The sequence below is a fragment of the Streptomyces sp. NPDC029138 genome (assembly GCF_055564375.1).
In genome coordinates this window covers 22,467-44,115 of record NZ_JBVHWM010000044.1, presented here as the reverse complement: position 1 = coordinate 44,115, position 21,649 = coordinate 22,467, and the positions used below count along the sequence as shown (strand labels likewise).

The window sequence follows — 21,649 nt, the reverse complement described above, 5'->3', positions numbered from 1 at the left end:
CCGTACTCATGCACCCCTTCCGCCCGCCCAGGCAGGGTGCGGGTATGGACCTCCCCGTCGCCCCGCCCGCCTTCGACGCCACCGCCGGTCCCGGGCCGCGCCGCCGTGCCGACCGGGGTGCCGACATCGGAGCCGGGTGCGGGCTGGTGTTCCTGGAGCTGGTCGCCCTGGTGGTGGTCTTCGGGCTGTGGGTGTTGTCCGGGTGGAACCTCGACCCGGGCAGGACCGTCACGGCCGACCCGTTGTGGAACTACCTGGCCGCCGCCGGCGGGGTCGGCGTCCTCGCCCTCGCCGGGGCTGTGATCGCCGCGCGGGCCGGGGCCGTCGTCACGGTGGTCACGCAGGCCGTCATGGCCACCCTGGTGTGTCTCATCGTTTTCGGCGGGGCCACCGCGCAGTCCCACCAAGACCGGGTGTGCCGTGACATGCCGTCGGCATCGGGCTGCCGGGGCGACGAGCAGCCGTAGCGGGCGGCTAGTCGCGGGGCGGTTCGCCGAACAGGTAGACCGCGTCGCGCACCTGGGACAGCCCGCGGGCCAGCGCGCTCATCGAGCCGATCGCGCCGGCGATCAGTAACAGGGAGCTGCGCAGGCGCGGGATCTCGGGCAGGCCGCCGGCGGCCATCGCGGCCAGGGCCGCGAGTTCGTCCTCGGCTATCGCCCGGTCGGGGAAGTCCGCCGGTAGCGCGGCGAGTTCGCGGCGCAAGCGGGACACCGCGGTCCGCAGTTCCGCCGCCCTAGGGTCCTCGTCGCTGCCGGTCACTGGCCTCTGCCCCAAGCTCCGCAACACAGCCCTCCCCCCTGACACGCCGTCGTGCGCGGGTCAGTAAACGCCACCCCGTGCGGGAGCGCCACAGCCCGGGCCGAAATTCAGCCCAACGGAATCGGCACCGGAAAACCGGCCGATTCCGCGGCCGTCGGGTATGCAGGACCCATGACGGACAACCAGGATCTTCAGGGGGATGTCGCGGGGCTGCTGCTCGCCGCCGGCGGGGGCAGACGGCTCGGCGGGCGCCCCAAGGCGCTGTTGCCGCACCGGGGCCGGCCCCTGGTCGAGCACGCGGCCGGGGTGCTGCGCGCGGCCGGATGCGAGCGGATCCATGTGGTGCTGGGCGCCGCGGCGGACGAGGTGCGGGACCGCGCCCAACTGGACGGCTGCGTGCTGGTGGACAACCCGGACTGGGCGGCGGGCATGGGCTCCTCGCTGCGCGCCGGGCTGGCCTCCCTCGCCGGTACGGGCGTCCGCGCCGCCCTGGTGAGCCTGGTCGACCAGCCCGGCATCGGACCGGCCGCGACGGCCCGGGTGCTCGGCGCCTACAAGGACGAGACCTCGCTGGTCTCGGCCGCCTACGCGGGGGTACGCGGGCATCCGGTGCTGTTCGGCGCCGCGCACTGGGCGGGCATCGCGGAGACGGCCACCGGGGACCGCGGAGCGCGGACTTATCTGAAGGAGCACGAGGCTCAGATCCGGCTCGTGGAGTGCGCGGATGTCGCCGAGCCGTACGACATCGACACGGAGGCCGACCTGAACCACCTCGAGTGAACGGGGTGGCACCGGGCGCCACCTTGCCTCGACTCAGAGAATCTCGACATCAACAAACCATTGAACTTCCACGATGAGGAAACTACTATCCACTGATCAGAAGCGCCTGTCCGCACAGCGGGCGCTGACTGTCCTGTTCGTGCCACTTGGCACCCGGTGCCACCGCTGAAGGAAGTGACAGCTCATGTCCGCACCAGCGCCGTCCCCGCTGGCCATCGTCGACGCCGAGCCCCTGCCCCGGCAGGAGGAGGTCCTCACGGACGCGGCGCTCGCCTTCGTGGCGGAGCTGCACCGGCGGTTCACCCCGCGCCGTGACGAACTCCTGGCCCGCCGGGCCGAGCGCCGCGCCGAGATCGCCCGCACCTCCACGCTCGACTTCCTGCCCGAGACGGCCGCGATCCGCGCGGACGACACCTGGAAGGTCGCCCCGGCCCCGGCCGCGCTGAACGACCGGCGCGTCGAGATCACCGGCCCCACCGACCGCAAGATGACCATCAACGCGCTCAACTCGGGCGCGAGGGTCTGGCTCGCCGACTTCGAGGACGCCTCCGCCCCCACCTGGGAGAACGTGGTCCTCGGCCAGCTCAACCTGATCGACGCCTACACCCGGAACATCGACTTCACCGACGAGCGCACCGGCAAGTCGTACGCCCTGCGGCCGAACGAGGAGCTGGCGACCGTCGTCATGCGCCCGCGCGGCTGGCACCTGGACGAGCGGCACCTGGTCGACACCGACGGCCGTGCCGTCCCCGGCGCCTTCGTCGACTTCGGCCTGTACCTCTTCCACAACGCGCAGCGGCTGCTCGACCTCGGCAAGGGCCCGTACTTCTACCTGCCGAAGACCGAGTCGCACCTCGAAGCCCGCCTGTGGAACGACGTGTTCGTCTTCGCGCAGGACTACGTCGGCATCCCGCAGGGCACCATCCGCGCCACCGTGCTGATCGAGACCATCACGGCCGCGTACGAGATGGAGGAGCTCCTCTACGAACTGCGCGACCACGCCTCCGGGTTGAACGCCGGCCGCTGGGACTACCTGTTCTCCATCGTCAAGAACTTCCGTGACGGCGGCGCCAGGTTCGTCCTCCCGGACCGCAACGCGGTCACCATGACCGCCCCGTTCATGCGGGCGTACACCGAACTCCTCGTCCGCACCTGCCACAAGCGCGGCGCGCACGCCATCGGCGGCATGGCGGCCTTCATCCCGTCCCGCAAGGACCCCGAGGTCAACAAGGTCGCCTTCGAAAAGGTCCGCGCCGACAAGGACCGTGAGGCGAACGACGGTTTCGACGGCTCCTGGGTCGCCCACCCCGACCTGGTCCCGATCGCCATGGAGTCCTTCGACAGGGTCCTCGGCGACAAGCCGCACCAGAAGGACCGCCTCCGCGAGGACGTGCACGTCGAGGCCGCCGACCTGATCGCCGTCGACTCCCTCGACGCCAGGCCGACGTACGCCGGTCTCGTCAACGCCGTCCAGGTCGGCATCCGGTACATCGAGGCCTGGCTGCGCGGGCTCGGCGCGGTCGCCATCTTCAACCTCATGGAGGACGCGGCCACCGCCGAGATCTCCCGCTCGCAGATCTGGCAGTGGATCAACGCCGGCGTCGAGTTCGAGAACGGCGACAAGGCCACGCCGGAGCTGGCCCGCAAGGTCGCCGCCGAGGAACTGGACGCCATCCGCGAGGAGATCGGCGAGGAGGCCTTCGCCGCCGGGCACTGGCAGGAGGCGCACGACCTGCTGCTGCGGGTGTCCCTGGACGAGGACTACGCCGACTTCCTCACCCTGCCGGCGTACCAGCAGCTGCGCGGCTGAAGCCCTGCCCGTCCGAGTGGCCCGGGGACGTCCCGGGGCCACTCGGTGGGTCATCCGAGATGTGCCGACCAGTCCTGTTCCGCCGCCGGCTTGCCGTGCAGGTCGGGGACCCGCTTCAGCCAGTCCGGGCGGCCCGCCTGTGTCTTCGCCGCGCGGGCGGCCTCCTCGGCCGCCAGCTCGTCGCGGCCCGGGAAGTCGGTGGGCAGCCACTCCGGGGAGAGGCGGACCCGGTCCAGGAGGTAGCCGACGTAGGCGTCCCGGACGTCGTCGGGCGTGGCGAAACCGGCGTCCTCGGCGAGCCAGGCGTCCGGCACCTCGGCGACGATCCCGCGCAGCAGCTCCTCCGTCACCCGGGGCGCCAGTTCGGCGTCGGCGGCCCGTGTGTCGGGGCCGTAGTGGCCGAGGGCGTGGTGCCGGAAGTCGTACCGCCGGCCCGGGGCCGTGGTGTCCCAGCGGTGGTGGAAGACGAGGGCGGCGCCGTGGTCGATCAGCCACAGGCGCGCGGGCGCGGTGCCGAGCGTGGGCCAGACCATCAGGTTGGAGCTGTGGACCGTACGGTCCACGTTCACGGTCAGCGCGTCCAGCCAGACGATCCGGCCCGCCTCCAGCGGGTCCACCGGAAACGTCCGGGCGATCTCCGGGGTGAAGTCCCGGGCGCCCGGCAGATAGTCCATGCCGAGATTGACGCCCGCGCTGGCGCTGTGCAGCTCGCGCACCTCCTGGTGCGGCTCGCCCGCGGCGATGGCCGGGTCGAAGTGCACGAGCACCAGCTCGGGAAAGCGCAGTCCGAGCGCGCGGGCGAGCTCACCGACGATGATCTCGGCGACCAGCGCCTTGTGACCCTGCGCGGAACCGGTGAACTTCACGACATACGTGCCCAGGTCGTCTGCCTCCACGACTCCGGGCACGGAGCCGCCGGAGCGGAGGGGGGTCACGTATCGAACAGCAGTCACGTCGCGCAGCACACCGGCCAGCGTAAGCGCTCCGCTGGGAGGGCCGCTGAGCGGTTCGTTCGTCTGCGGCGCCGTTGTGGCTGGTCCCGCTCGCGCGGCGGAGCCGCATACGCCCCTTCGGGGGCGCTCCCCAGGTGCGTCCGGTCAGCCGGCCAGCGGGTTCGGTAGGGGCAGGTAGCGGGCGTCCGCTCCGTCCGCGCCGGTCCAGCGGAGGAGGAGGTTGGTCTTGCCCGGCAGGGTGGGGGTGGTGAGCAGGGTGGGGATCTCGGGCAGGGGGTGGCGGGCGAGTTCCCGGCGGGCCGCGGGCCAGGGGTCCAGGTCGGGGTGGTGGTCGGTGAGGGCGCCGGCGATCTCGATGAGGTGGTTGACGATCAGGCAGTACACCAGCCGCTCCCAGCCGGCGGCCCGGGTCACGTCCGGCAGCAGCTTGGCGCCCTCCGCGTCCCGGAAGAGCGCCTGCACGGGCGTGCCGGCCGTGTCCACGGCGACCAGCGTGTTCTGGAGGTGGGCCTCCAGGACCACCCCGTGGTCGTCGAACGCGGTCAGGGCGGGCGGCACGACCTGCCGCAGGTACGCCTCCCACCAGGCGGCCGGGTCGGGGGTGGAGGCGAGCGGGCTGCCGTCGAAGCCCTCGGCGAGGCCGGCCGCGAGCAGCGGGGTGGCGCCCGGCAGCAGATGTCCGCTCAGCCCGTCGCGGACGAGGACGGCCAGTTGCTCGAAGGCGAACGCGGCGGTGCGGTAGCCGCGGTCGCTGAGCCAGGCCGCGGGCGGGCCCATGGCCGCGAAGGCGTGCTGGGCGGCGGTGTCGGTACGACGCAGTTTCCGCAGGTCGTGACGCCACAGCCGGCGGATGTCATTGGTGATGCGGACGTCCAGGCTGAACTTCAGGAACAGGTCGCGGCGCGGCTCGTACACCGTGCGGACGGCGGCCGTGGGCCAGGTGTCGAACGGGCTCGTGCCCAGCCGCAGCAGCCGCCCGTCGGCGAAGGCGGGTGCGAGGTCGTGGGCGACGAGGTCGAGCTGCCAGGGGTGGGCGGGCAGCAGCCGGTAGCCGGGCGGGGCGGTGCCGAGGGCGTCCAGGGCGCGCGTGTCGCCTTCCTCGGCCACCTGGTCCTCACGGACGCCGAGCAGCACCAGCGGGAACCGGGCGTGCGCCTCGGGGGCGTACGGCAGCCAGGACGCGACCGGGCCGCCGCCGCGCGCCTTGGGGGCCGGGTGATGGGGGTGGCCGGTGAGCAGGGACTGCTCGGAGCGCAGATACGGGTCCTCGGGCGCCGTGGCCCGGGCGCGGGCGGTGAGCAGGGCGGCGATCGCGTCCCGGCTGTCGATCATCTCGCCGGGCAGGTCGCCGCCGGGCAGCCCGGTGTGCCGGCGCAGCTCCTCGGCGACCAGTTTGACCAGCTCAGAGTGGCCGATGCGGCGCCAGACCCCGGCGGTGTACAGCTCGGGGTCGGCGGGGCGCCGCCCGGGGCGCACCCGCAGCAGCCGGCCGCCGGGGAGCCGGTGGACGCGGTGGTCCCCGCTGTCCGGGAGCGGCTCGGCGACCTCCCGCAGCAGGCAGTTGAGCAGGGGCGCGGTCGCGTACGCGTCGGCGCGGCGGCCGACGGCGCCGGTGGGGGGTGTGAGGTCCACGCGATCCATTCGTTCTTCGTCCAGGGGGCCGCGGTCTTCCCCGGGGCACGCCGGGTGCGCCGTCCGGGAGCCGGTGACGATCAGTATGGCTGGCGTCCCGGACAATCGTGCCGTGGCCCGTGTACCCGAGGAGCCGACCGTGTCCCGTCCCCCGACCGCCGACGCCGAGATCGCCGAGGAGCTGGCCGCCGTCCGGCCCGCGCTGCTGCCCCGGTACGCGGCGGAGCTGCCCGGTGCCCGCGCCGCCGTGCTGACCCGGCTGTGGCGGGCGCTGGCCCATGAGCCGCTGCCGTGGCTGACCGGCCGGGTGTCCGGGGCGGACGGCCTCGCCCTGCGCCTGGCCGACGGGCGGACCCTGCGCGGGCCGCACCCGGATCCGTACGCCACGAGCGCGTACGTCACCGCCGTACGCCTGGACCGGGAGCGGTACGACGATCCGGCGCGGCTGATGAGCGCGCTCGGGGTGCCGCACGCGTCCGCCTTCGCCGCGGAGCTGGCGCACAGCGTGGCCTCGCTGGCGCTGTCCCGGGCCGGTGCCGATCACCCGAAGGAGTGGCCGGTGGGGGTCCCCGCGGCCGAGCACCGGAGGAGGGACTGGGAGTGGGAGCAGCGGGTGGTCGACGGGCACCCGTACCATCCCAACTGCCGTTCCCGGCCGGGTTTCTCGGTGGCGGACCAGCTGGCGTACGGCCCCGAGCACGGACCGGTGGTGGAGCTGGGGACGGTGCCGGTGCCGGCGGCGGAGTGCCTGGTGTCCGGCGACTGGCCGGCCGAACTCCGCGACGGCGACCGCCTGTTGGTGCCGGTGCACCCGTGGCAGGCCGCGCACGTGCTGAGGCGGTCGTACGACACCTGGCGGCCCGCCCGTCCGCTGATGTCCCTGCGCACGCTGGCGCTGCCCGGCGGCCCGCATGTGAAGACCGCGCTGAGCGCCCGGCTGACGTCGTCGGTGCGGGACATCTCCGCGTACTCGGTGCGGGCCTCGGCCACGCTGTCCGCCTTCGCCGAGGACCTGGCGGCGCGCACGGAAGGCCTGTTGCACATCACCCGCACGCTGGGGGCGGTCACGGCCCACTCCCCCGATCTGGCGGCACTGCTGCGGGAGTCGCCGGAGGTGTACGCCGCTCCGGGTGAAAGCGTCCTCCCGGTGGCCGCCCTCGCCACCACGTCCCTGCCCGACTCCCCCGCCTGGCTGGCCGCGTTCACCCGTCTGGCACTCACGGTGGGCCTGCGTCTGCTGGATCTCGGCGTGGCCCTGGAGGCCCACGGACAGAACCTCCTGGTCGTCCTGTCGGCCGACGGCACGCCGCTGCGCCTGGTCTACCGCGACCTGGCCGACATCCGGATCAGCCCCGCCCGCCTGACCCGCCACGGCATCACCCCACCCGCCCTGACGGGCCGCCTGATCACCGACGACGACACCGCTCTGCGCCGCAAGCTGTTCGGCTCGCTGGTGGCGGGCGCCCTGGCGGGAACGGCGGGGTCGGGCCCGGCCCTGGCCACGGCGCTGCGGGCCGCCCTGCCCGGTCTGCCGTCCGGCCCGGACCTGGCGGCGCTGCGCGAAGGCCCCGTTCCGGCGAAGGCGTTGACGCTGATGCGCCTGTCACCCGGTCACGCCGGGGACATCTGGACGTCTCTGCCTCATCCCTGCTCGACACCGTTCCCGGCCCAGGGCTGATTTCGCGCGTTCGGGGCCCTGTGGGCACGGCTGCGGGTCGTGCTGCGGCCGGTCCCGGCGGGTGTGGTGTCGGCCGGCCGCTACCTGTGGTACCTGCGCGACCCGGTGCGCTTCCCCGACGGTCGCCTGGGCCTGTACGACCGGATTCTGCCGCCTCCGGGCTCCACTCCCGGCGTGGTGGTCCTGCCGTTGCTCGGGCCCGAGAAGGCAGTGGTGCTGGTCGAGCACCACCGGCACGCCACCCGGAGCCGGCACTGGGAAGTGGTGCGCGGCTTCGGCGATCCGGGTGCGACGCCCACCGAGAACGTCACCCGGGAACTGCGGGAGGAGATCGCGGCCACGCCGACAGCGGTGATCCCCCTGGGTGAGTTGCACCCCGACACCGGGCTGCTCGCCCACAAGGTCTTCCTCTACGCGGCCTGTGTGGACGGCATCGGCGCGGTCGAGAGGGGCGAGGCGATCCACCGGGCGATCACGGTGACGCCGGCCGAGGCGGAGGAGATGGTGGCCGACGGGCGGATCACCGACGGCTTCACCGTCGCCGCGCTCTATCGGGCCCGTCTGGCGGGGGTGTTCGGAAATCCGGCACCGGGTGGCGACACGTGAGAGCGGCCGGGGTGCCCCGGGGCCGGCGGGCGGGGGTCGTTTTGGAGGACGGCCTGTCTGATCAATAGGATCCGGCGATGATCAGAAGACAACGGCTGGCGGCGGGCGTCTGTGCTCTGCTCGCCGCCCTGACGGCCGGGATCGCGTGTCCCGCCGGTGCGGTCGCCGACGAGACGGACCAGTCCGCTCCGAAGGTCGAACTGGTGCTGGACGTCAGCGGTTCCATGCGCACCCGTGACATCGACGGCGGCACCCGGATGGCCGCGGCGAAGCAGGCGTTCAACGAGGTGCTGGACGCGACCCCCGAGGAGGTCCAGCTCGGCATCCGCACGCTCGGCGCCAACTACCGCGGCAACGACCGCAAGGAGGGCTGCAAGGACACCGAGCAGCTCTACCCGGTCGGCCCGCTGAACCGGACCGACGCGAAGACGGCCGTGGCCACGCTGGCGCCGACCGGCTGGACGCCGATCGGGCCCGCACTGTTGAAGGCGGCGGACGACCTGAACGGCGGTGACGGCACCCGCCGTATCGTCCTGATCAGCGACGGCGAGGACACCTGCCAGCCGCTCGACCCGTGCGAGGTGGCCCGGGAGATAGCCGCCAAGGGCATCGGGCTGACCATCGACACCCTCGGCCTGGTGCCGGACGCCAAGACCCGCGCCCAGCTCAGCTGCATCGCGGACGCCACCGGCGGCACCTACACCGACGTGCGCCACAAGGAGGAACTGAGCGACCGCGTCGGCCAGTTGGTGGACCGGGCGGCCGACCCGGTGGTCACACCGGTGGCCACCGAGGGCGCGGACCGGTGCGAGAAGGCGCCGACGCTCAAGTCCGGGCTCTACACCGACCGCGCGGAGTTCGGGCAGCAGCGCTGGTACAAGGTGGACGTCGAGCCCGGCCAGGAACTGCGCGCCTCGGTGAGCGTGGCGGACGACCGGGCCGTGCAGCCGAACTACGGTGTTCTGCTGCGGGCGGTGACCGTGCACGGCCGGGAGATCGTCCGCGGCGAGGCCGCCGGCACCGGCCGCACGGACGTCGTCTCCACCGGTCTGCGCTACCCGAAGCCGGACAGCGACGACGACGCGGCTCCCGCGGAAACGGTGTGCCTCCAGGTCACCAGCTCCTTCTCGGCCGCGGCCGGCGTCAAGACGACCCCCGGTCTGCCGCTGGAGCTGACCGTCGACGTCGTGGACGGGCCGTCGGGCCACCATGACGTGGCCGCCTTCGGTCTCGGCCGTGGCTGGTGGCTGCTCGGCACGCTGGTGCTGATCGGCTTCCTCGCCGGTCTGCTGTGGGGCTGGCTGTCGCGCTGGCGGGTCGCCGTCTGGAGGACGAACTGATGCGGATCACACGTGTGTGGGGCGCCGCCCTGCTGGCGCTGGGGCTGGCCGCCGGACCGGCCGCCGCCGACTCCTCGCCCTCCCCGAGCGCCTCCGCCGACGGTGACGCGCCCACCCTGGCGGGCACCTCGTTCCGTACGGCGACCGAGATCGAGCAGGGGCAGCAGGCCACCGCCTCCGGCTCCACCGGCGACTACCTGTACTGGTCGTTCCCCGCGGACACCGGGCAGCGCCCCACCGTCAAGGCGACGGTGAAACTCCCCGACGCGCACGGCTCCGAGACCTGGCAGCTCGACCTGTACGACGGACTGCGGCGCCGCCAGTCCTGCCAGTACGGCGCCCAGACCCGCACCGCCGCGCAGGGCACGGGCTCGGTCGAACTCGCCTGTGTGCTGCGCACGGTGCGCGGCTGGACGGAGCCGTGGGCCAATGACCCGCTGCAAGGCACGTACTACATCCGGCTGACGGTGGTGGACCTCGGCGCCGCCGACCTCGGAAAGCCGGTGAGCGCCGACGTGCGCGTCGACTCGAAGGACATCGGCGGGGCGGCGGCCGTGGACGGCTCGCTGGGCAAGCCGCTCGTCCCCGGGATCGCCGTCAAGTCGCAGGAGGGCAAGGACGGTTCGAAGGGAGCCGTGCTGTCCAGCTTCGGGTCGGACGACGGCTGGTCGTCCGGGTGGTGGTCCGACCGATGGGTGTGGACCGGGATCGGTGCGGTGCTGGCCGCGCTCGCCGGGATCGGCGGGTATGTGCTGACGCGGGGCTCCGGGCGGCCGTCCCGGGTGCCGCCGAATGTGTGAGCCGTCGTAGCGCGAAGGCCCGCCCGCCGGCGGGCCTTCCCCTTTTTTGTCCTCGTCGAGTTTTTGCCCTCGTCGAGCGTTCACGCCTCCCGCAGCGCCTTGGCGAGCGTGCCGTCTCCGGTCACCGTCACCCGTCCGTCCCGTACCGCGTCCGACAACCGCGTCTCCCCGCGGGCGATGGCCTCGCAGGTCGCCGCGTCCATCACCAACCGCGCGTCCACCTCGCCGGGCGCGGGCCCGTCGCCGTAGACCGGCCCGTCCTCCGCGCCGACGTGGAGATGGAAGTCCCCTTCCTCCAGGCGGACTTCCACGACACCCTCCCCCTCCAGCGCCCGCAGCAGCGGCAGCGCGAACCAGTGCGCGCGGACCGCGTCGGTGGGCCGGCGCTCCCCCAGCTCTTCCTCGCCCCACGCACCCAGCGCCTGAAGCGCGGGCAGCAACTGGCGCCCTCGGGAGGTGAGTTCATACACGTAGGCCGCGCCCGGCGGGGGCAGGCGCCGCCGGGTGGTGAGCCCGTCCCGTTCCATGTCCCTCAGCCGCGAGGCGAGTACGTCCGTGCTCACGCCGGGCAGGTCCGCGTGCAGGTCCGTGTAGCGGCGCGGGCCGGCGAGCAGCTCCCGGACGATCAGCAGGGTCCAGCGGTCGCCGACGAGGTCGAGGGCGCGGGCTGCGGAGCAGTACTGGTCGTAGCTTCGGCGAGGTGACATGCGACGCAGTCTAGACGTGTTGTTGGACTTTCCAAGCTCCTGCTTGGTAAAACCAAGCAACACGAGTTTCCGGAGGGGCGCATGGAGTTCCGGCAGTCCAACAAGCTCAGCGAGGTGTGCTACGAGATCCGCGGCCCGGTGATCGAGCACGCCAACGCGCTGGAGGAGGCGGGGCACAGCGTGCTGCGCCTGAACACCGGCAATCCCGCGGCCTTCGGCTTCGAGGCGCCGGAGGAGATCCTCCAGGACATGATCCGGATGCTGCCGCGGGCGCACGGCTACACGGACTCCCGGGGCATCCTCTCCGCCCGCCGCGCGGTCGCGCAGCGTTACCAGACCCTGGGGCTCGAAGTCGACGTGGACGACGTCTACTTGGGCAACGGCGTCTCGGAGCTGGTCTCCATGGCCGTCCAGGCGCTGGTCGAGGACGGCGACGAAGTCCTCATCCCGGCACCGGACTTCCCCCTCTGGACAGCCGTCACCACGCTGGCCGGCGGCAAGGCCGTGCACTACCTGTGCGACGAACAGGCCGACTGGAACCCGGACCTCGCCGACATGGCCTCGAAGATCACCGACCGCACCAAGGCCGTGGTCGTCATCAACCCGAACAACCCCACCGGCGCGGTCTACCCGAAGGAGGTCGTCGAGGGCATCCTCGACCTGGCCCGCCGGCACGGCCTGATGGTGTTCGCCGACGAGATCTACGACCAGATCCTCTACGACGACGCCGTCCACCACTCGGCCGCCGCGCTCGCCCCCGACCTCGTCGTCCTCACCTTCTGCGGCCTGTCCAAGACCTACCGGGTGGCGGGCTTCCGCTCCGGCTGGCTGGTGGTCACCGGGCCGAGGCAGCACGCCAGGGACTACCTGGAGGGCCTGACCATGCTGGCCTCCATGCGGCTGTGCGCCAACGCGCCCGCCCAGTACGCCATCCAGGCCGCGCTCGGCGGACGCCAGTCCATCAGCGAACTGACCGTGCCCGGCGGGCGGTTGTACGAGCAGCGGACCGTGGCCTGGGAGAAGCTCAACGAGATCCCGGGCGTGTCCTGCGTCAAACCCAAGGGCGCGCTGTACGCGTTCCCGCGCATCGACCCCAAGGTGCACCCGATCCACGACGACGAGAAGTTCGTCCTGGACCTGCTGTTGCGCGAGAAGATCCAGGTGGTCCAGGGCACCGGCTTCAACTGGCCCTCCCCCGACCACTTCCGCATCCTGACCCTGCCGCACGCGGACGACCTGGAGGCGGCGATCGGCCGGATCGGCAGGTTCCTCAGCGGGTACCGGCAGTAGGCGCCTGGCCCGTTTCGCTCATTCGTGCGAAGATCACCCCCGTTGGCGACCGGGGGATCACAGGGGAGCGGGCCGCCCCCCAGCTGTCGGTGCGCGCCTGACCAGCGCCGCACCCCCCCCTGGTCCGGTTCGGGCAGACCAGTCGGACCAGTCGGACCAGGGGGGGCAGCAGTGTTCTTCTCGTACGGACAACGCCGTACGCAACGCCGTACGCACGGAAACGGACAACGCCGTACGCACGGAAGACGCCGTACGGCCGTCGCCGTGCTGTGCGCGGCGGTACTCGGCCTCGCTGCGCCCGGCGCCCGGGCCGAAGGGCCCCGGCCGCCCGCGCCCGCCACCGGGCAGGAGGCACGGCAGGCCGCGCGGTTCTGGACCGCGCAGCGCATGGCCGAGGCCCAACCGCTGGACGCGGTGCGGCACGTACCGGCGGGGCCGGGAGCGGCGACCGCGGCGGCGGCCCGGCCGAAGGGCACCCTGTTCAAGGGGACCCGCCTGGTGGGGACGTTCTTCGGCTCCGACGGACCGCGCGGCACCACCTGGCACTGCACCGGCAGCGTGATCGACACCAAGGCGCGGAACATCGTCCTCACCGCGGCCCACTGCGCGCTGAACATGAAGGGCGACTACATCTTCGTCCCAAAGTTCGTGAAGGGCGCGGCCCCTGACCGGCAGCCGTACGGCATCTTCCACATCCAGCGGATCTTCATCGACCCCCGGTACGTGCCCGACCGCGGTTCGACCACCACCAAGAAGGCCGCGTCCGACCTGGACACCGCGTTCGCCCGGGTCTCGGCCAACCAGCGGGGCGCGTCCCTCCAGGACGCGGTGGGCGGCGGGCTGACCTTCACCCGGCCCGCCGGCTACACCCACCGCGGCGTCACCGTCGTCGGCTACCCCTCCCACCGGCACAACAGCGCCGGACGCGCCGTCAAGTGCACGGTCCCGACCAAGCAGCTGCGCGGCTACCGACAGCTGTCGATGACCTGCGGCGGCTACTACGGCGGGGTGTCCGGCAGCCCGTGGATCACCGACTACAAGGACGACGCCCGCACCGGGCACGTCATCGGCAACCTCGGCGGCTACAACGGCGGCGGCAACGACGCCGACGTCGACTACATCAGCTACGCCACCGCGTTCGGCGCCGACGCCGCGAACCTCCTCGCCGACGCCGTCGCCGACCGGGCCCCGCCCGCCGACCTGCCGCCGTACCGGGGCGTCAGGGGCACGCTGCCCGGCGGCGCCGCACGCTGGCGCAAGGCCGCGCTCATGGCGTCCGGCGACTACACCGGCGACCGGCGCGGCGATCTGCTCGTGGTCTGGTCCGACGGCGGGGTCACCCTGTACCCCGGCGACGGCAAGGGCGGTTTCCTGGCCGAGAAGCGGCTGCGGCAGGCCAACTCCACCTGGACCCACGCCCGGACCCTCACCGGCGGCACCTTCACCGGCGGCGACCGGTCCGGCCTGCTGGTGCGCTGGTCCGACGGCGAGGTCACCCTCTACCCGCAGCCCGGCCCCTCCGGCCTGGGCCGGGAGATCCGGCTGGCGCCGCCCGGCTCCGCGTGGAAGAACGCCGTCCAGTTCACCTCCGGAGCGTTCCGGGAGGACGGGGGCACGGGCCTGCTGGTCCGCTGGGCCGACGGCGCGGTCACGCTGTACCCGGAGGCCGGGGCCGACGGCCTCGGCACCGGCACGCGGCTCGTCGCGGCGAACGGCACCTGGACCAAGGCCGCCCTGCTGACGGGCGGCGACTTCGACGGTACGGCCACCGGGGACCTGCTGGTGCGCTGGGCGGACGGCGCGCTCGACACGTACGCCGGCCCCTCGGCGGCGGGGCTGGGCACCAGGACGCGGGTACGCGGCCCGAACGGCCTGTGGACGCACGCACAGGTGCTGACGGCCGGCGACCTCCGCCATGGCCGCTCCGGCGACGACCTCGTGGTGCGCTGGTCCGACGGGGAGACGACGCTGTACGCCGACACCGGCACGAAGGCGCTCGGCACCGAGCACACGCTGGTCCATCCCGGCACCTGACCGCGCCACCGCGTACTTCCGAGGGGGAACCATGCGAGCGACCACCTGCCTCGCCGTGCTCACGGTCGGCCTGGCGCTGACGGCCTGCGGCACCGGCACGACGGCCGCACCGGACGCCACCGCACCGCCCTGCCGGACCGCCTCACTGACCTGGACGCTGTCCCTGCTCGACGGCGGCGGCCCGGAGAAGGGTGAGGGTACGGACCAGGGTGGCGGCCGGTCCGGCGCGCGGCTCACCGCCGTCAACAAGGGCCCCGGCGCGTGCGTGTTCGCGGGCTACCCGGTCCTGGAGATCCACCACGGCAAGGCGGAGAGCATCGAGGGCACCGGGCAGGGACACTCGGCCTCGCTCGCCCTGCCCGGCAAGGCGTCCGTGACCGTGGACCTCCGCTACACGCGCCGTGGCACCGAGGGCGCGGGTACCTGGTGCGTGCGGCAGACCGAGGCCTCCGTCCGGGCACCGCACGACACCCGTGGGACGGTCGTCCCCGTCACGGACGCGCACGGGAAGGCCGCCACGATCGACGTCTGCGGGGAGACGATCGCCATGGCGGTGCCGCGCCGCGCACCGGCCGGGTCCTGAGGAGGCCGGCCGGTGTGCGGCAGCCGGGTCCCACGAGGGCGATGTCAGGCATGAGGACGTGCCGGGGACGGAGAGGCAACAGTCCCCGGCGCCGACGAGTTGGCGGGCGCCCGGCTCATCCCGGCCCGGGCCTTCGGACCGCGAGGCGCTGGAAACGGCCGTCGCCCCGGCGGAACGGCCGTCTGGCGCAGTCCGTCCTGCGGGCGGCGGGCGCCCTGTGCCACCGTGCCGTCATGGGTGACCTCTTTCTCGTGCGGCACGGTGAGACCGAGTGGTCGCGGTCCGGGCGGCACACGGGCCGGACCGACGTACCCCTCACCGAGCACGGGCGGGAGGAGGCGCGCCGGCTGGTCCCGCTGATCCGCTCCCACCGGATCGGGGCGGCCTTCGTCAGCCCGTTGCAGCGGGCCCGGGAGACCGCCCAGATCATCGGCGTACCGGACGCGCGGGTCGACGCCGACCTGCACGAGTGGGACTACGGCGGCTACGAGGGCGTGACCACCGTGGAGATCCAGCGGAGCCGGCCCGGCTGGTTCCTGTTCACGGACGGGGTCGCCCCCGGGCCGCCGGACCACCCCGGCGAGACCCCGGAGCAGGTCGGGGAGCGCGCCGACCGGATGCTGGCCAAGGTCGACGCGGCGCTCGCCGACACGGAGGGGGTCGTCGTGCTGATCGCCCACGGCCACTTCCTCCGCGTCCTCACCGCCCGCCGCCTGGGCCTGCCGCCCCGGCACGGGGCACTCTTCCAGCTCGCGACGGGGACGCTGTGCCGGCTCGGCACGGAGCATGGGCGACCGGTGATCGTGGGGTGGAACATCCGGCCGCGGGAGGAGTGAGGAGCCGGATGGGGTCAGGAGCCGGGGGGTGAGCAGCCGTGGGAGTGAGGCCCCGGGTGGAGTGAGGCCCCTGGGGGGAGGCCTGGGTGGAGTGAGGCCCCCGGGTGGGGTAAGGAGCCGGGGAGTGAGCAGCCGTGGGAATGAGGAACCGGGTGGAGTGAGGCCCCGGGTGGAGTGAGGAGTCCGGGGGGAGGAGCCGGGGGGTTGAGGAGCCGGGGGCTGAAGAGCCGGGGGGCGTTGTCAGACCCGGGTCGTACTCTGCGCATAGGTCACCCGTCCGACGGCCCCGGCCCCGCCGGCCGCCCGGCCGACGACCTCGCGGGGTCGCGCGACCGACGGCCCCGGGGCCGACCGTCCGACGGTCCCACAGGGCTATCCGGCCCGTGATCCCGCGAGGCCGCCCGGCCAACGGCCCGACAGGACCACCCGCCGGCGGTCCCCGGGCCCACCTCCAACGGCCCTCGGACAACAGCACCGAAAGGAGCCCCCGTGACCCGAGCGCCGACCGCCGCGCAGCGGCGGGTGATCGAGGGTGCCGATCCGGTCACCGGCCGGCTGCGCGGTACGGAGGCCCAGCTCGCGGCCCTGGTGAAGCGGGGGCTCGCCTTCCGGCACCCCCGGCCGCCGCACGACCACTTCCTCACCCCGGCGGGCCACCGGATACGGGAAGCGGTGCCCGAGGCGCCACCGGAGCCCGCGTCGGACACCGGTGTGTTCACGGCCCGCGTCGGCGGCGAGGAGGAGCCGCCCGCGTCCGGTCCGGCGCGGCAGCGCGAGGTGCACAGTGCCTGGGAGGGGCTGCTGGAGCTGCGCCGGATGACGAATCCCGACGGCGCGGCGGACCGTCCGTGCGGGTGGGAGCGGACGCATCTCGTACGGGCCGCGGCGCTCGCGCTGGAGGCGGCCGGGCACCGTCCGGCGGGCGGGGACGCGGACGGTTACCGGGTCCGGGCGACCCCGCAGCCGGAGGCGGTCGCGGTGTACGCGCCGGACGCGCGGACGCTGGCGGCCTGCGCGGCCACGCTGGAGCGGGCCGGCTGGCAGGCGGGCGAGTACACCGAGCCCCGGACGAGAGCGCGCTATCTGCTGGCCTCGCCGCGCCGGGTGTGACCGGCGTGTCAGGATCGGTCGACCGGAGAATCGAACAGGGGAAGGGCAAGCAGTGGCCGAACCGTTTTCCGTCCGTGTGACCGTCCGCGGCTACGAGACCGATGTGCAGGGACACCTCAACCAGGCGGTGTATCTCAACTACGCGGAGCACGCCCGCTGGTCGCTGCTCCAGGCGGCCGGGATCAGCCAGGCCCGGCTGGTGGGCCAGGGGGTGGGTCCGGTGGCGCTGGAGACGACCATCCGCTACCGCCGTGAGCTGCTCGCCGGCGACGAGGTCGACGTGACCTGCGAGTTCGAGTGGGGTGAAGGCAAGACCTTTCGCATCCGGCAGGAGATCGTGAAGACCGACGGCACCTTGGCGGCCGAGGTCATCGCGGTGGGTGGCCTGCTGAACCTCGCCGAGCGCAAGCTGCTGGCCGACCCTCGGGAGGTGTTCAAGGAGCTGGCGACGGACCCCGGTCTGTTCGGCCTGTAGCCCGTCGGACGCCTACGCGTCGAGCGACTCCGGCTGGTGCTCGGCGTCGTAGGCCGCCCGCGCCTCGGCGATGTAGACCCGGTTGCGCTCGGCCCAGTCGGTCAGCCGTTGCAGGGTCTCGTTCAACTCGTGCGCGGCGGGTGTGAGTTCGTACTCCACCTTCGGCGGCACCGTCGGATGGACGGTGCGCGTCACCAGGCCGTCCCGTTCCAGGTTGCGCAGGGTGAGGGTGAGCATGCGGCGGCTGATGCCCTCGATGCCGCGCTCCAACTCGGTGAAGCGGATGGGCCCGTGCGCGGCGGCGACGAGGATCTGCACGCTCCATTTGCCGGCCACCCTGTCAAGAACTTCGCGGACGGGGCACGCGTACGCGTTCACTGCCTGGACGGTGACACCCGTGTTCCTCTGGGACATCGGACTGCCTCCTTACGCCGGCCCCCATGGTCACCCACGATGTTCCCCGTTACAAGTCGTGCACCAAGGTGCACAGAAGGAACCAAGGCGCCCCGGGAAGAACAAGGCGCGCGGGAAGAACGGGGAGGCGGCACACGATGTCGGCCATGATCGAGAACAGTCCGTCACCGGCGGCGGTGGCTCCCGGAGCACGGTACTCCCGCTGGACCTCCCTCGCCGTGCTGTGCGCGGGCACGCTGATGACGGTACTGGACGGCAACATCGTCACGGTGGCGATGCCGGCCATCCAGAGCGGCCTCGGCTTCAGCGGGCCCGGGCTGGCCTGGGTGGTCAACGCCTATCTGATCGCCTTCGGCGGGCTGCTTCTGCTGGCGGGGCGGCTCGGTGATCTGGTGGGCCGCAAGCGGATGTTCACGGCGGGGCTGGCCGTGTTCACGCTGGCGTCGGTGCTGTGCGGGACGGCGACCGGGCAGGGCATGCTGATCGTGGCGCGGGCGGCGCAGGGCGCGGGCGGGGCGATGGCCTCGGCGGTGGTGCTCGGCATGCTGGTCGCGCTGTTCCCCGAGCCGCGCGAACAGGCCCGGGCCATCGCGGCGTTCAGCGCGGTCGGCTCGGCGGGCGGCGCGCTCGGCACCTTCCTCGGCGGCGCCCTGACCGAGGCGCTGAACTGGCACTGGATCTTCCTGATCAACCTGCCGATCGGGGTGGCCGCGTTGCTGGCCGCGGTGCGGGTGCTCACGCCGGAACCCGGCGCCGGGCTCGGCCGGGGCGCCGACTACCTTGGGGCGGGGCTGGTCACCGGCGCGCTGATGCTCACGGTGTACGTGATCGTCGGCGCCGGCGAGCGCTCCCGGACCGTCACGCTGCTGCTGGCGGCCTTCGCCCTCGCCCTGTTCGCGGGGTTCGCCCTGCGCCAGGCCCGGGCCGCGCGTCCGCTGCTGCGGCTGCGGCTGTTCCGCTCCCGGCTGCTGACCGGCGCCAACGCGGTCCAGGTGCTGATGATCGCCACGATGTACGGCTTCCAGTTCATCGGCGCGCTGTATCTGCAACGGGTGCTGGGTTACGGCGCGCTCGCCACCGGTACCGCGTTCCTGCCGGCTCCGATCGCGATCGGTGTGCTGATGCTGGGGCTGTCCGCACGGACCGTGGCCCGGTTCGGCGGGTACCGGGTGCTGCTGACCGGCCTGGTGCTGATCACGGCGGGCATGGCCCTGCTGGGCCGCGCGCCCGCCGACGGCTCCTACGTCACCGATGTGCTGCCGGCGATGCTGCTGCTGTCCGCGGGGTTCGCGGCGGCCATGCCGGCCCTCACCGGGCTGGCGATGTCGGGGGCGCGAGCGGAGGACGCGGGGCTCGCGTCCGGACTGTTCAACACCACGCAGGTGGTGGGCGGTTCGCTGGGCCTGGCCGTCCTGTCGACGCTCGCGGCGAGCCGCACCGAGGGCCTGCTCGCCGACGGCACGCCCCTGCTGCCCGCGACCGCCGATGGCTACCGGCTGGCGTTCACCGTGGCGACGGGCATCGCGGCGACGGCCCTGGCCCTGGCGGCGCTGCTCCTGCGCGAGCGCCGCGCCTGAGGCCGGGCGAGGACGGGGCCGGTCGCGCCTGCCCCCGGCTGGGGCGCCAGGCCGCCGGCCGCGCACCGGGGCGCATGGGGGCCGAATGGAGATGCGGGGCCCGCGGGGAGGGTGGGATGCTCCGGGTCATGGCCGCACGTCGTATCAAGCCCAGCCTGTACATCTCCGTCGACATCGAGGCCGACGGGCCGATTCCCGGGCCGTACTCCATGCTCAGCCTCGGGGCGGCGGTCGCCGGAGTGCAGGACGGCGCCGGTTTCACGGCCGCCGATCCCGAGGAGCGGACCTTCTACCGTGAACTGCGCCCGGTCAGCGAGGACTTCGTTCCGGAGGCGCTGGCGGTGAGCGGCCTGGACCGGGCCCGGCTGACCGCCGAGGGCGCCGAACCCGCCGTGGCGCTCGCGGAGTTCACCGCATGGGTGCGCGAGGTCAGCGCGGGCGCGCAGCCGGTGATGTGCGGCTACCCGGCGTCGTACGACTGGACGTTCCTGTACTGGTATCTGATCCGCTTCACCGGGAGCAGCCCCTTCGGGCACTCCGGCTGCCTGGACATGAAGACGCTGTACGCGACGAAAGCCCGGCTGCCGCTGCGGGCGGTGGCGAAGGGGACCATGCCGCGCGAGCTGCTGTCGCGGCGCCGGCACACGCACCACGCGCTGGACGACGCGATCGAGCAGGCGGAGTTGCTGGCCAACCTCATGAAGTGGCCGGGGGTCGCGGCGTCGCCGCCGTCTCCCCCGGCCGGTTGAGTCCTGACCGTCGGCGTCAGTGCGCGGCGGCGATCTCCTCCCCCGCCTCCATGGGATGGGTGACGTCGTGGGCCTCGCGGCCCTTGCCGAGGTGGTTGAAGAGGAGGTTGAGCACCACGGCCGTGACGCAGCCGGTGGAGATGCCCGAGTCCAGGACGATCTTCGCGGTCTCGGGGAAGGCGTGGTAGAACTCCGGAGCGGTGATCGGGATGATGCCGACCGCGAGGGACACGGCCACGATCAGGACGTTGTTGTCCCGGTCCAGGCCGGCCCGGACCAGGGTCTGGATGCCGCTCGCGGCGACCGAGCCGAACAGGACGACGCCGGCGCCGCCGAGGACCGGCCGGGGGACGACCGCGATGAGCGAGGCGGCCATCGGGCACAGGCCCATCAGGACCAGGAAGCCGCCGCCGGTCGCGACGACGTACCGGCTGCGGATCCTCGTCATCGCGACCAGGCCGATGTTCTGGGCGAAGGCGCTGCACATGAAGCCGTTGAACAGTGGGCTGATCGCGGAGCCGAGGGTGTCGGCGCGCAGGCCGGCCGCGATGGTCCGCTCGTCCGCGGGACGCTCCACGATCTCGCCGAGCGCCAGCATGTCGGCGGTCGACTCGGTCATCGAGACCACCATGACGACGCAGAGGGAGAGGATCGCGGCGAGCTGGAACTGGGGGGCACCGAAGTGGAACGGGGTCGGGAAGCCCACGATGTCGGCCTCACCGACGGGGCTGAAGTCCGTGACGCCGAACGGTATCGCGACGAGCGTGCCCACGATCAGGCCGAGCAGGACGGCGATCTGCTTGACGAAGCCGCGGGTGAAGCGGCGCAGCAGCAGGACGATGAGCAGGGTGACGCCGGCGAGGGTGAGGTAGGTCGTGGAACCGTAGTCGTCCGCCTGGGGGTCGGGGCCCTGGGCCCAGCCGAACGCGACCGGCAGCAGGGACACGCCGATCAGGGTGATCACGGAGCCGGTGACGACCGGCGGGAAGAAGCGGACCGCCTTGCAGAAGACGGGCGCGGCGACGAAGCCGAGGAGGCCGGCGACGATGACCGCGCCGAAGATGACCGGCAGGGCGTCGGACTTGTCCTCGGTGGAGGCCACGATCGCGGTCATCGGGGCGACACCGGCGAAGGTGACGCCGTTGACGAAGGGCAGCCGGGCGCCGATCTTCCAGAAGCCGAGCGTCTGGAGGAAGGTGGCGAGGCCCGCGGTGAACAGGCAGGCACCGGTGAGGAAGGTCAGGTCGGTCGCGCTCAGGCCAATGGCCGCGCCGACGATGAGCGGTGGGGCGACGACTCCGGCGTACATGGCGGCCACGTGTTGCAGGCCGCTGGTCGCCATTTTCAGGGCGGGGAGTTTCTCGTCTACGGGATGGGCGGCCACGGCGGGTCCTCCGGGCGGGTAACACGTCGTCGTCGACGTGGGTTTCATGGAGGTGGTGCGGGTGGGCATGGGGGCACCTCCCTGCTCGAGCGAAGCCGAGAGCTGGGGGAGGGACCGTCGGGGGGTGGC

21 protein-coding genes are annotated in these 21,649 nt (G+C 73.0%); 15 read left to right on the top strand and 6 right to left on the bottom strand.

The window, feature by feature from the left end; genetic code table 11:
* Positions 1-44 precede the first annotated feature (44 nt).
* Positions 45-467: a DUF6234 family protein gene (locus ACZ4WH_RS28635; protein ID WP_468185804.1), complete on the top strand. Its 423-nt coding sequence runs from the start codon at positions 45-47 to the stop codon at positions 465-467.
* Between the two features lie 7 nt (positions 468-474).
* On the opposite strand, the gene ACZ4WH_RS28630 is transcribed toward ACZ4WH_RS28635, so the two are convergent.
* The gene (locus tag ACZ4WH_RS28630) at positions 475-789 is read right to left on the bottom strand and encodes a DUF5955 family protein (RefSeq protein ID WP_468185801.1); all 315 of its coding nucleotides are present in this window, start codon (positions 787-789) and stop codon (positions 475-477) included.
* 144 nt (positions 790-933) lie between these two features.
* Here ACZ4WH_RS28630 and ACZ4WH_RS28625 point away from each other — a divergent pair, with 144 nt between their 5' ends.
* On the top strand, positions 934-1,542 hold the full coding sequence (locus tag ACZ4WH_RS28625; protein WP_468185799.1) for a nucleotidyltransferase family protein: 609 nt from the start codon (positions 934-936) through the stop codon (positions 1,540-1,542).
* Positions 1,543-1,726: 184 nt separating this feature from the next.
* Positions 1,727-3,352 (top strand): malate synthase A, encoded by a 1,626-nt coding sequence (aceB, locus tag ACZ4WH_RS28620; RefSeq protein ID WP_468185796.1) that lies wholly within the window; start codon positions 1,727-1,729, stop codon positions 3,350-3,352.
* Between the two features lie 50 nt (positions 3,353-3,402).
* Here aceB and ACZ4WH_RS28615 read toward each other — a convergent pair whose 3' ends face one another.
* Complete coding sequence (locus ACZ4WH_RS28615) at positions 3,403-4,317, bottom strand: HipA family kinase (protein WP_468185793.1); 915 nt, start codon at positions 4,315-4,317, stop codon at positions 3,403-3,405.
* Positions 4,318-4,449: 132 nt separating this feature from the next.
* Positions 4,450-5,946, bottom strand: coding sequence for an IucA/IucC family protein (locus ACZ4WH_RS28610; protein WP_468185792.1), 1,497 nt, complete (start codon positions 5,944-5,946; stop codon positions 4,450-4,452).
* Positions 5,947-6,076: 130 nt separating this feature from the next.
* On the opposite strand from ACZ4WH_RS28610, the gene ACZ4WH_RS28605 reads away from it, so the two are divergent.
* The 4 genes from ACZ4WH_RS28605 to ACZ4WH_RS28590 all read left to right on the top strand — a co-directional run bounded on the left by ACZ4WH_RS28605 (position 6,077) and on the right by ACZ4WH_RS28590 (position 10,361).
* Positions 6,077-7,615 carry an IucA/IucC family protein gene (locus ACZ4WH_RS28605; protein ID WP_468185884.1) on the top strand — a complete coding sequence of 513 codons (1,539 nt, stop codon included), beginning with the start codon at positions 6,077-6,079 and terminating at the stop codon, positions 7,613-7,615.
* Between the two features lie 39 nt (positions 7,616-7,654).
* Positions 7,655-8,221, top strand: a complete 567-nt coding sequence (locus ACZ4WH_RS28600) for an NUDIX hydrolase (protein ID WP_468185789.1) — start codon at positions 7,655-7,657, stop codon at positions 8,219-8,221.
* Positions 8,222-8,298: 77 nt separating this feature from the next.
* Complete coding sequence (locus tag ACZ4WH_RS28595; RefSeq protein ID WP_468185787.1) at positions 8,299-9,561, top strand: VWA domain-containing protein; 1,263 nt, start codon at positions 8,299-8,301, stop codon at positions 9,559-9,561.
* A complete protein-coding gene (locus tag ACZ4WH_RS28590) occupies positions 9,561-10,361 on the top strand; it encodes a hypothetical protein (protein WP_468185784.1) in 801 nt (266 codons plus the stop codon). The genes ACZ4WH_RS28595 and ACZ4WH_RS28590 overlap by 1 nt, the downstream gene beginning before the upstream one ends.
* Positions 10,362-10,441: 80 nt before the next feature.
* On the opposite strand, the gene ACZ4WH_RS28585 is transcribed toward ACZ4WH_RS28590, so the two are convergent.
* A complete protein-coding gene (locus tag ACZ4WH_RS28585) occupies positions 10,442-11,068 on the bottom strand; it encodes a winged helix-turn-helix transcriptional regulator (RefSeq protein WP_468185781.1) in 627 nt (208 codons plus the stop codon).
* Between the two features lie 81 nt (positions 11,069-11,149).
* Here ACZ4WH_RS28585 and ACZ4WH_RS28580 point away from each other — a divergent pair, with 81 nt between their 5' ends.
* From ACZ4WH_RS28580 to ACZ4WH_RS28555, 6 genes are all read left to right on the top strand, one after another.
* A complete protein-coding gene (locus ACZ4WH_RS28580; protein ID WP_468185778.1) occupies positions 11,150-12,358 on the top strand; it encodes a pyridoxal phosphate-dependent aminotransferase in 1,209 nt (402 codons plus the stop codon).
* A 387-nt stretch (positions 12,359-12,745) separates the two neighbouring features.
* Positions 12,746-14,392 carry a trypsin-like serine peptidase gene (locus tag ACZ4WH_RS28575; RefSeq protein ID WP_468185776.1) on the top strand — a complete coding sequence of 549 codons (1,647 nt, stop codon included), beginning with the start codon at positions 12,746-12,748 and terminating at the stop codon, positions 14,390-14,392.
* Positions 14,393-14,423: 31 nt separating this feature from the next.
* Entirely contained in the window at positions 14,424-14,975 is a 552-nt protein-coding gene (locus ACZ4WH_RS28570) for a DUF4232 domain-containing protein (protein ID WP_468185773.1), read from the top strand.
* Between the two features lie 233 nt (positions 14,976-15,208).
* The gene (locus tag ACZ4WH_RS28565) at positions 15,209-15,811 is read left to right on the top strand and encodes a histidine phosphatase family protein (protein ID WP_468185770.1); all 603 of its coding nucleotides are present in this window, start codon (positions 15,209-15,211) and stop codon (positions 15,809-15,811) included.
* A 489-nt stretch (positions 15,812-16,300) separates the two neighbouring features.
* Positions 16,301-16,921, top strand: coding sequence for a hypothetical protein (locus ACZ4WH_RS28560; RefSeq protein WP_468185767.1), 621 nt, complete (start codon positions 16,301-16,303; stop codon positions 16,919-16,921).
* Between the two features lie 52 nt (positions 16,922-16,973).
* A complete protein-coding gene (locus ACZ4WH_RS28555) occupies positions 16,974-17,396 on the top strand; it encodes an acyl-CoA thioesterase (RefSeq protein WP_468185765.1) in 423 nt (140 codons plus the stop codon).
* A 12-nt stretch (positions 17,397-17,408) separates the two neighbouring features.
* On the opposite strand, the gene ACZ4WH_RS28550 is transcribed toward ACZ4WH_RS28555, so the two are convergent.
* Complete coding sequence (locus tag ACZ4WH_RS28550; RefSeq protein WP_468185762.1) at positions 17,409-17,810, bottom strand: winged helix-turn-helix transcriptional regulator; 402 nt, start codon at positions 17,808-17,810, stop codon at positions 17,409-17,411.
* Positions 17,811-17,947: 137 nt separating this feature from the next.
* Between ACZ4WH_RS28550 and ACZ4WH_RS28545 the strand changes: the two genes are divergently transcribed.
* Together ACZ4WH_RS28545 and ACZ4WH_RS28540 are read left to right on the top strand one after the other, a co-directional pair.
* Complete coding sequence (locus tag ACZ4WH_RS28545) at positions 17,948-19,387, top strand: MFS transporter (protein ID WP_468185760.1); 1,440 nt, start codon at positions 17,948-17,950, stop codon at positions 19,385-19,387.
* Positions 19,388-19,515: 128 nt separating this feature from the next.
* Entirely contained in the window at positions 19,516-20,136 is a 621-nt protein-coding gene (locus ACZ4WH_RS28540; protein ID WP_468185757.1) for a 3'-5' exonuclease, read from the top strand.
* Positions 20,137-20,152: 16 nt separating this feature from the next.
* Here the strand turns inward: ACZ4WH_RS28540 and ACZ4WH_RS28535 are convergent, their stop codons facing one another.
* Positions 20,153-21,520, bottom strand: a complete 1,368-nt coding sequence (locus ACZ4WH_RS28535; RefSeq protein ID WP_468185882.1) for a nucleobase:cation symporter-2 family protein — start codon at positions 21,518-21,520, stop codon at positions 20,153-20,155.
* Between the last annotated feature and the right edge of the window lie 129 nt (positions 21,521-21,649).